The organism is Aquipuribacter sp. SD81 (assembly GCF_037153975.1).
Classification (GTDB): Bacteria; Actinomycetota; Actinomycetes; order Actinomycetales; family JBBAYJ01; genus Aquipuribacter.
In genome coordinates this window covers 1-6,868 of the sequence record NZ_JBBAYJ010000053.1, presented here as the reverse complement: position 1 = coordinate 6,868, position 6,868 = coordinate 1, and the positions used below count along the sequence as shown (strand labels likewise).

7 protein-coding genes and 1 pseudogene are annotated in these 6,868 nt (G+C 78.1%); 3 read left to right on the top strand and 5 right to left on the bottom strand.

Going from position 1 to position 6,868, the window contains the following annotated elements:
• Positions 1-640: pseudogene (locus WAA21_RS17680) on the bottom strand (hypothetical protein); the annotation flags it as partial.
• Complete coding sequence (locus WAA21_RS17675; protein WP_336924175.1) at positions 631-990, bottom strand: NADH-quinone oxidoreductase subunit A; 360 nt, start codon at positions 988-990, stop codon at positions 631-633. The gene WAA21_RS17675 and the pseudogene WAA21_RS17680, both read right to left, overlap by 10 nt.
• A gap of 86 nt (positions 991-1,076) precedes the next feature.
• Here WAA21_RS17675 and WAA21_RS17670 point away from each other — a divergent pair, with 86 nt between their 5' ends.
• Both WAA21_RS17670 and WAA21_RS17665 read left to right on the top strand, forming a co-directional pair.
• Positions 1,077-1,478: a RidA family protein gene (locus WAA21_RS17670; RefSeq protein WP_336924174.1), complete on the top strand. Its 402-nt coding sequence runs from the start codon at positions 1,077-1,079 to the stop codon at positions 1,476-1,478.
• 63 nt (positions 1,479-1,541) lie between these two features.
• Complete coding sequence (locus tag WAA21_RS17665; protein WP_336924173.1) at positions 1,542-2,174, top strand: TMEM165/GDT1 family protein; 633 nt, start codon at positions 1,542-1,544, stop codon at positions 2,172-2,174.
• 38 nt (positions 2,175-2,212) lie between these two features.
• Here the strand turns inward: WAA21_RS17665 and ssb are convergent, their stop codons facing one another.
• The 3 genes from ssb to WAA21_RS17650 form a co-directional block, all read right to left on the bottom strand.
• Positions 2,213-2,818 carry a single-stranded DNA-binding protein gene (ssb, locus tag WAA21_RS17660; protein WP_336924172.1) on the bottom strand — a complete coding sequence of 202 codons (606 nt, stop codon included), beginning with the start codon at positions 2,816-2,818 and terminating at the stop codon, positions 2,213-2,215.
• A 200-nt stretch (positions 2,819-3,018) separates the two neighbouring features.
• Positions 3,019-4,737 (bottom strand): GTPase, encoded by a 1,719-nt coding sequence (locus tag WAA21_RS17655; protein ID WP_336924171.1) that lies wholly within the window; start codon positions 4,735-4,737, stop codon positions 3,019-3,021.
• Positions 4,734-6,431 carry a GTPase domain-containing protein gene (locus WAA21_RS17650; protein ID WP_336924170.1) on the bottom strand — a complete coding sequence of 566 codons (1,698 nt, stop codon included), beginning with the start codon at positions 6,429-6,431 and terminating at the stop codon, positions 4,734-4,736. The genes WAA21_RS17655 and WAA21_RS17650 overlap by 4 nt, the downstream gene beginning before the upstream one ends.
• A 122-nt stretch (positions 6,432-6,553) precedes the next feature.
• Between WAA21_RS17650 and WAA21_RS17645 the strand changes: the two genes are divergently transcribed.
• On the top strand, positions 6,554-6,868 hold a 315-nt coding region (locus tag WAA21_RS17645), incomplete at its 3' end, for a hypothetical protein (RefSeq protein WP_336924169.1).

The window sequence follows — 6,868 nt, the reverse complement described above, 5'->3', positions numbered from 1 at the left end:
GTGCGCGGCGCGCGGCCCGCTCCCAGCCGGCGAGGCGCAGCAGCCCGGCGGCGGCGTCGAGGTCCCGCGCGGCGACGGGCAGCGCGCCGTCGGCCTGCGCGCCGACGGCGCCGAGCACCTCGACGTCCACGGCCCGCAGCACGTCGCCCGCCAGCACCACGCGGAGGCGCAGGCCCGCCGGCCAGGCCGGCAGGACCGGCCCGAGCGGGACGGGCAGCACGTCCATCTCGAGCCCGTCGCGGTCCTCCTCGCCCGAGGCGAGCGGCCGGTCGCCGCCCGGGGGGTCCGTCGGGCGGTCGGCGGCGTCGGTGCGGGCGGCCGCGGTGTCGGCGAGGGCGGCGGCTGCCGTGTCGAGCGCGGCCTGCGCCGCCTGGCGCAGCACCGGGCCCGGGGGCGTCACGGCGACGTCGACCCGGACGCGCGGCCCGGGCATGTCGTCCCACACGGTCGCGACGGCGTCGCCGAGCCCGCCGTGGGGGGCGCCCGCGACGGCGAGCACGTCGGCGTCGGCCGGGGACGCGGCAAGCACCCACCCCCGCGCGTCGCACGCGGCCTCCACCGCCGCGCGGGCCGCGCGGGCACCGGGCACCTCGACGACGAGCACGTGCGCCCGGTCGAGGGCCGGGCCGCTCAGGACCACCGCAGCGCCCCCTCGCGCCGCGCCCACACCACACCGGCCATGAGGACCCCGAGGAAGACGAACATCTCGACGACCGCCGCCCAGCCCTCCGTCGCGACGACGACCGCCCACGGGTACATGAAGAGCATCTCGACGTCGAAGGCGAGGAAGATCATGGACAGCAGGTACCAGCGGGCGTGGAAGCGGGACAGCGCGTGCTGCCTCGGCCGCTCGCCGGACTGCGTCGGGGAGGCGCCGTGGGGCGTCCGCGCGACGGCGGTCCGCCGGTGCAGGAGGTGGGCGAGGCCGACGACACCCAGCCCGCAGGCCAGCACGACCGTCAGCGCCAGGTAGCCCTCCACGAGATCCACGCAACACCCCGTGGCCCGGCGCCGCCAACCGGCGCGCGGCATGATCGACACGTGCGTACCTCCCCCGGCCACGGTCCGGCCGCCCCGTGAACGGCCGACGGCTCGTCTCCTCCGGCGGCCCCTGGGAGGAGTCCGTCGGCTACTCGCGGGCCGTGCGCGTCGGTGACCGGGTGTGGGTCGCGGGCACGACCGCGGCCCTCGCCGACGGCGTCGTCGGCGGCGACGACCCCGCTGCGCAGGCGCGCGAGGCCTGGCGGCGCGTGCTCGCGGCGCTCGAGGAGGCAGGCGCCGGTCCGCAGCACGTCGTGCGCACCCGCACCTACCTCGTCGCCGCGGCCGACGCGGACCGGGTGGGCGGCGTCCACGGCGAGCTCTTCGGCGGCCCGACCGGTTCCCGCCCCGCGAGCACCATGGTCGTCGTCGCCGCCCTCGTCCGGCCGGACCTGCTCGTCGAGGTCGAGGCCGAGGCCGTGGTCCACGACACGTGACGACCACGGCCGGGCGGACCGGTCCGCCCCGCGCGTGCGGGACGATGGCCCGGTGATGCCCGCGTGAGCGCCGCCGTCGCGGCCTGGCTCCTCGCCGCCGGAGGCGCGGCCCTCGCCACCTTCCTCGCCGAGTTCGGGGACAAGTCCCAGCTGCTCGCGGCCGGCCTGTCCGCGCGGCTCGGCCGCAGGGTCGTGCTGCTCGGCGTCGCGCTCGGCATCGTCGCGGTCCAGCTGCTGGCGGTGGCCGTCGGCTCGATCGCGGGCGCGCTGCTGCCGGCCCGACCCATCGGCATCGTCTCCGGGGTGCTCTTCGTGCTCGTCGGGCTGTGGCTGTGGCGCGAGACCACCGGCGGGCACGACGACGAGGGACCCGAGGACGGGGCGGCCCCGGGCGGCCTGTCCGGCCGGCTCGCCACCGCCACCGGCCGCAGCGCGGTCCTGGCGGTCGCGACGACGTTCGCGGTCGGTGAGATGGGAGACAAGACCCAGATCGCCACCGTCGCGATCGCGACGCAGCAGGACCCGGTGGCGACCTTCGTCGGCGCCTCGCTCGGGGTCTTCGCGGCCAACGCCATCGCCGTCGAGGTGGGCGCGCGTCTCGCCGCGGTGCTGCCCGAGCGGGTCGTGCTCCGCGGCTCGGCGGTGCTCTTCGTCGTCGTCGGCGTCGTCGTCGCGGTGCTCGCCGCCCGGGGCTGAGCCGGCCACGCGCCGGAGCGGACCGGCGCGAGCGCACCTCAGAACGGGTGCGCCGCCCCCACCAGGCGGCCGTCGACCGGCGCGCCGTCCTCCTCGCCGGGGTCGCCGTCGTCGTACGCGGCGTCGTCGTCGTGCTCGGCACGACCCGTCTCGACCGTCCCGACGTCCTCGCCGTACCCCGCACCGGGGACCGACGCGTCGTCGCCGGCCTCCTCGCGCCCGTCGACCATCTCCTCACGCCCCTCGTCCGCCCCGTCACCCGGCGCGGCCGGCTCGCGCCGCCGCCGGTTCGACAGGTACGTGGCCGTGCCGAAGGTGAGCTCGACCCCCACCGCGTCGGCCTCGACCTCGGCCGTGGTCCGGTCCTTGCCCTCCCACTCGTAGTCGCGCACCCGCAGCCGGCCCTCCACGAGCACCGGCGTTCCGGGCGCGAGGCAGCCGGCGACGTTGGAGGCGAGCGAGCGCCAGGCCGTCACGCGGTACCAGCTCGTGCCGGCGTCGACGTAGCGCTGCTCCTCGCGGGAGAAGGTCCGCTCGGTGACCGCGAGACGGAAGTCGGACACCGCCGCGCCCTGGGGCGTCGCGCGGAGGGTGGGGGCGGTCGCGACGTTGCCGCGCAGGCTGACGCGGGTCTCGGTGAGCATGAGGTCTCCTTCTGCTGGGGCGCCGACGCCGTGCCGGCCGCTCAGCCGAGACTCGCCCGGTCGGACGCCGCGCGCGACGGGTCCGGGCGCCCGCTGTGGACACCGGGCCCTCGGGCGGCCTGTGAGGACGTCACGCACAGCCGACGCGGCCGCCCGGACGGGGACGCGTCGGGGCCGAGACGCGTGAGGCCGGGGCCTCGTCAGGGGCGCAGCAGGTCCCGGCAGCGCCGGTGGTCCCCCAGCACGTCGGCGACGGGCAGGAGCACCCGCTCGCGCGCGACCTTCGCCACGGCGACCTCGAGCCGGGTGCGGGCGTCCCGGGCCCGCGCCCGGGCCCGTGCGGGCACGAGGGCGCCCGCCAGCACCGACAGCACGAGCCCGCCCAGCAGGCCGACGAGGAGCAGCCCCGTCGGCGCGGGCAGCCACGACGGCGACCCCGGCAGCGCCGGCACGTCCGGGTAGGGCACCTGGAGGAAGTCGAGGGCGAAGAGGGCGACGAGGCCGAGCAGGCCGAGGAGCGCGAGCGCCGCGAACACCCACTGCAGCGCACCGACGACGACCCACCACCGGGGACGCCGGAAGGCGAGGTCGGTGCGGACGACCGCCTGGTCGAGCGCGTCGCGGAGGTCCTCCGTGCGCACGGGGGCCTGCCGCACCGACTCCGCCCACCGCGGCGGCATGCCCTCCGTCGCCCGCGCCACGAGCTGCCGCTCGGCGAGGTCGACGCGCGCGAGCTGGGCGCGCGTCGGCTCGGGCACCGAGGAGCGCGCAAGCCCGCCGAGCTCCTCCCCCAGGGAGGGGTCCTGCACCCGGAGCCGGCGCAGCGGGTCGCGCCGCAGCCGGCCGAGCCAGCGGGTGTACGGCCACCCCGTCGCCAGGCCCGCCTGGCGGCGGTAGTCGGCCTCGACGGCCTGCACGACCGTCGGGACCGAGGCGGCGGTGGCGAGCGCGTCGGTGAGGACCGGGTCGCCGTTGACCTCGTCGACGGCGGGCTCGTCGTCGGCGCAGCCCGCGCGCAGGTCGGCGGCCACCTCGCGCAGGGCCGCGCGGGCCCGTCCCAGCGCCATGGCGCGCGAGGCGACCGCGTCGGCGAAGAGGCCGCGGAGCTCCTCGACGCCCTCCCCGGTGACCGCCGAGGTCGCCATGACGGTCGCGCGGGGCAGCCCGTCGGCGTCGACGAGCCGGCGCAGGTCGGCGAGCACGGCCTCGCGCTCGTCGGGGCGGAGGCGGTCGACCTGGTTGAGCACGACGAGAAGCACGTCGTCGTGCCCGCGCAGCCGGGCGAGGTAGTCGGTGTGGAGGGCCTCGTCGGCGTACTTCTGGGGGTCGACGACCCACACGAGCAGGTCGATGCGACCGAGCAGGCGGTCGACGTCGTCGCGGTGCGCCTGCACGCGGGAGTCGTGGTCGGGCATGTCGAGCAGGAGCAGCCCGTCGAGGTGGCCGTGGCGGCCCTCGACCAGCTCGCTCGTGTGCTCCGTGCGGTGCCGCTCGGGCACCGCGAGCCAGTCGAGCAGCGGGTCGGCCCCGGTCCCCCACACGCACGCGACCGGGTCGCCGGTGGTGGGACGGCGGACCCCGACCTGGCTGATGGTGAAGCCCGCGACGGCGTTGAACAGGCTCGACTTGCCCGAGCCCGTCGCCCCCACGAGCGCGACGACGGTGTGCTCGATGCCGAGACCGGCGCGGGCCTCGGTGCGGGCGAGCTCGTCCTCCGCGGCGGCGACGCGCTCCGGCTCGAAGCGGTCCCCGCCCACCGACAGCGCCTCGCGGATCCGGCCGGTGAGGTCGGGGACCTCGACGGCGGGGTCGAGGTAGTCCCGGCGGTCGCGCGCCGCACCGCGGCGCGGCCGGCGCCGGCCGGGGACGGACGCGCCGGCACCCACGGCGGTCGCGCCGCCGCTGCCGTCGGGACTCACCGTGCCTCCTCCAGCTGCTCCAGCGCCACGCGGAGCCGGGCCCCGGCGTCGGCGACCGGGGCCGCCTCCACCCACCGGCGCCGCTCGGTCTCGAGCAGGGCGCCGACCCGGTCGAGCAGGTCGGCGCGCGCCCTGGCGGCCAGCGAGCGGACGGCCTCGTCGCCGAGGATCGCCTCGAGGAGCCGCTGGCTCACGACGGCGGTACCACCGGCGATGGCGAACTCGCCGCCGGTCAGGCCGGCGGTGTGGCCGAAGACGACGAGCATGAGGACGAAGCCGACCCCGTTCACCCCGAGGCTGACGGCCCGCGCCTGGGCCTTCTTGCCCTCGCCCTGCTCGGAGACGAGGGCGATGACGGCAGCCTGCCAGTCCCGGACGAGCCGCTCGACCGCCTCGTCGGTGCCGTCGGCGGGTCGTCCCAGCTGCGGTCGCTCCCGCAGCAGCGCGGCGCCGGCGGGGCGGGCCCGCCACTCCCGCGCGGTGTCGCCGGCGGCGGCCGTGAGCTCGGAGACGACGAGGGCGTGCGTCGAGGACTGCAGCGCCTCGCCGAGCTTCTCGACCGGCGCGCGCCTGCCCCGCACGAGCCCGACGACGCGGTCGCGCGCGCGGGAGACCCGCGACTCGAAGCCGCGCCACAGCTCGCCGGTGCCGAGCGCCTCCTGCCAGCGGGCGAGGACCTCGCCGCGCAGCACCGAGCCGTCGGACAGCGCGGTGTCGAGCCGCTCGCGACCGCTGACGTACCGGTCGCGGGCGAGCGTGCGCAGCTCCGTGGCCGCGGCGTTCTGCTCGTCCGCGGCGGCGGCCACCCTCGTCACCCGCTCCCCCAGGGTGTTGAGCGCCCCCGTGACGGTCCGGCGGATGACGACCCCCCGCGCCGCCTCGTCCGAGGCCAGGCCCGTCAGCCAGCTCGCGAGCGGGGCCACCACGCGCCGCGGCAGCAGGCCGCCGTCGACGTCGGAGTCCGGCACGGTGAACATCGGCGACGCGCCGAGGCCGTTCGAGGCGAGCATGCCCGCGAGGTCGTCGCGGACCTCGGTCATGGCGGCGGGCGGCACGCGGTTGAGCACGACGGCGAGCGCCGCCGCGCGCGCGGCGGCCTCCTGCAGCAGCCCCCACGGCACGGCGTCGGCGTAGCGGGCGGCCGTCGTGACGAACAGCCACAGGTCGGCGGCGGCGAGCAGCTGTGCGGCGAGCGCGCGGTTGGAGTCGACGACGGAGTCGACGTCGGGGGCGTCCAGCAGCGCGAGGCCGGGCTGCAGCGCCTCGTCGGCGACCACGCGGACCGTCGTGATGGGTCGGTCCGCCGGCAGGTCCTCCTCGGGGCCGTGGACGCGCGCGAGCCCCGGCAGGACCCGCAGGTCGGCGAACCAGTGGGCGTCGCTCGGGTGGTGGACGAGCACCGGGGCGCGGGTCGTGGGCCGCAGCACGCCGGAGCGCGAGACCTGGTTGCGCAGCAGGCTGTTGACCAGCGTGGACTTGCCGGCGCCCGTCGAGCCGCCGACGACGACGAGCAGCGGCGCCTCGAGCCGCTCCAGGCGCGGCAGCAGGTAGTCGTCGACCTGGCGGCACACCGCGGCGACGAGGTCGCGGTCGGCCTGCACCCCGCTCACCTCGTACGGCAGGTCGACGGCGCCGAGCTCGGCGCGCAGCGCACCGAGCGCCGCCACGAGGCTCGCGCCGTCCACGGTCGTCACGGCCCCCAGAGTGCCCGCGCGATGATCGTGAAGCGAGCGGGCGCGCGGGACGGCCCCGTCGCCTAGCATCGCCCCACCACGCCGGGAACGGCGTCCCGGAAGCAGCAGGAGCCCCTCGCACGATGACGTCCAGCACCACGCCCGGGGGCGCGGTCGCGGCCCTGCGCGCCGCCACCCGGGAGCAGCACGCCCGTGTCGAGGCCGCGCTCGACCTCCTGTCGCCGACCGTCGACGTGGTCGACGTCGCGAGGGCCGTGACGGTCCTCGCGGCGTTCTGGCGCGACGCGGAGGCCGGTCTGGACGCGTGGGCCGAGGCCGAGCCCGCGGACGCCCGTCGGCTGCGCTGGCCCGAGCGGCGGCGCGCGGACCTGCTGGCCGGGTGCGCCGACCTGCTGGCCGGCGCGGCGGGCACCCCGGCGTCCGCCGCCGGGGCGCCG